General features: G+C 69.5%; 2 protein-coding genes. Both read left to right on the top strand.

Annotated features, from left to right (window positions below; all coding sequences use genetic code 11):
* Window positions 1-256: 256 nt before the first annotated feature.
* Entirely contained in the window at window positions 257-757 is a 501-nt protein-coding gene (locus tag Q0795_RS17060; RefSeq protein WP_097188863.1) for a SigE family RNA polymerase sigma factor, read from the top strand.
* Window positions 750-2,198, top strand: coding sequence for a hypothetical protein (locus Q0795_RS17055; RefSeq protein WP_298891744.1), 1,449 nt, complete (start codon window positions 750-752; stop codon window positions 2,196-2,198). The genes Q0795_RS17060 and Q0795_RS17055 overlap by 8 nt, the downstream gene beginning before the upstream one ends.
* Window positions 2,199-2,270: the final 72 nt, after the last annotated feature.

Raw genomic sequence — 2,270 nt, 5'->3', positions numbered from 1 at the left:
GCGGCAGTACAGGATGTTCACCGGAGCGCAGTATCGCTGCCGCGCCAAGCTTGTGCGTACCTGACCGGGGCAGCCTGCCTAGGTCGGCCTGTTGGGGGGGGGGTGACCTCGGGCTCGGTCGCGGTGGGGACTGTGCCTGCGCTCTTGAGTGAAACATGCCGAGGTGTGCTGTGAGGGACTCAACCTTTGGGTGTGCTGGGCCGTTGAGTGGATAGGCGCCCGCCGGGGGCGACGTAGAGGGACACGATGAGGTGAGATGAAGAGAGACGTGGAGGAAGAGTTCGCGGACTTTGTCCGTGTGGTGTCCCCGCGTCTGCTGACCTCGGCGTGGATGCTCAGCGGTGACCCACATGTCGCCGAGGAGCTGGTGCAGGAGTCGCTGGCGCGGGTCTACACGCACTGGCGGCGGGCGCGGGCGGACAACCCGGTGGCCTACGCCCGACGCGTCCTGGTCAACCTGCACACCGATCGGTGGCGCAAGCGCCGCCAGGAGGTCTTGACCGACACGGTGCCCGAGGCCGACCAATCGCCGGGCCACGGGGACCGCGTCGATCTGGCACTCGACCTCGTCCGTGTCCTGCAGGCATTGCCGCGACGCGAGCGTGAGTGCGTGGTCCTGCGGCACTACCTCGACCTGTCGGAGAAGGACGCCGCCACCACGCTCGGTGTCTCCACCGGCACGGTCAAGAGCTCCACCTCCCGCGGGCTGGCCGCCCTGCGCGCCGCCCTGACCGAAGGAGAACGCAACCATGTCTGAGTACCTCGACAACTTAGCCCTCGACCTGCTGGACCGGGCCGACGAGCTCGCACCAGCCATGTCTGTCGACCCTGGCGCGGTCATCGCCGCCGGTCGCCGCAAAGTCCGCCATCGCCAGGCGTCTGCCGCTACCGGGATGGGCGCCTTGGCGCTCGTCGGGGCGCTCTGGCTCGGCGGACCGCTCAACCCGTTCGCGCCGACCCACCTGACGGGCGACCCGGTGCCGGCGGCGACGGTCAGCTGGCAGGAGGGTGTGGACGTCGAGCTGTTCGACAACGCGCCCAACCCGGTGCACGAGGCAGACCGTACTGCCTGGACCGGGCAGCTGCGCAGCGGCGAGGGAGACGCATTCCCGGAGCTGGTCCTGACACGGGACGGGACGCGCCTGGACCCGGTCGCCGCGCAGGACGGCCCTGGTGAGGTGATGGTGTTCACCGTCGAGGGTCTGAGCGTGGCGGTGTGGCAGTCACCTCCTGGCAGCCGCGGTGAGGCCCCGCTGTGGGCGCCGGGCGTCTACGCCGGCCAGGGCGGGACCGTGGAGATCGACGGAGCCCAGCTGCAGTACAGGGCAGCCGAGATCGTCCCGGGGGGCAGCGGTGAGCTGGAGGAGCTCTACTGGTTCACCGACGATGCCGCCCACGCTGCCAGCGGCGCACCGCTGGACAGCACCGTCCTGGTCGCGGGTAACGTCAGCGCCCTGGTCATGCTGGACGAGGCGAGGCAGGCGTGGGGCATGACCGACCTGCGGCACCCCACCGGCTCGGTCCACGTCGAGCGGTTGGTCTCCGGTGCCGGCTTGAGCGGGTGGATCGGCCAGGACGTCACTGCCACCAGCGTCGGCGTGCTGCCTGAAGGGGCTTCGACGCCGACCGTGACGTCGCAGACCACGGTCCTCGCGCAGGCCCAGCTGGGGACGCAGACGGCCGTCCTGGCCGCCGACCCGACGCTGGTCACCGGACCACCGGTCATCCGCTACCAGTTCGAGGGTGAAGAGCGCGACCTGATGAGCTTCGTGCAGGAGACCTACCGCACGCTCGACGTCGGCACCGCCCAGCTCCTGATCACCGCGCAGCCCACGGCGCTGGAGCTACGTCGCGGAGACAAGTCCACGCTCATCCCCGTCGAGGACCTGACCGACGGACACGCCCTGGCCGCCCCCGTCATGGGCGGCCACGTGGTCATCGTGCCCGGCTGGGAACCGGACGCAGCAGCCGAGAACCTCCGGGTGCTCGTCGGGACAGACGGAAAGGATCGCTGGGTGGAGGCCGAGTCGGCCTACATCGACATCCTCTTCGACGGTCGACCCCTCGTCGTGCTCGGACTGGACCGCGGCATCCTTCAAGAGGGTGAGACCGTGCGCGGCGTTGGCATCGCCGATGCCGACGACAGCGTCGTTTCACACCCGCTGGACGACGTCACCCCGCTCAACGTCAACATCTGAACGGCCCCCACGGACGCCCGCACCAAGCGCCTGCACGCAACCAAGCAATAAGAACGCATCCGGCAAGGCACT

This window comes from uncultured Serinicoccus sp. (assembly GCF_947487915.1).
Classification (GTDB): Bacteria; Actinomycetota; Actinomycetes; order Actinomycetales; family Dermatophilaceae; genus Ornithinicoccus.
Note: the sequence above shows the minus strand (reverse complement) of the source record. Positions and strands in the feature narration are given on the sequence as shown.

Excerpts from the sequence above, each read along its gene's own strand:
- Q0795_RS17060 (WP_097188863.1), top strand. The coding sequence starts at position 257 with ATGAAGAGAGACGTGGAGGAAGAGTTCGCGGACTTTGTCCGTGTGGTG.
- Q0795_RS17055 (WP_298891744.1), top strand. The coding sequence starts at position 750 with ATGTCTGAGTACCTCGACAACTTAGCCCTCGACCTGCTGGACCGGGCC.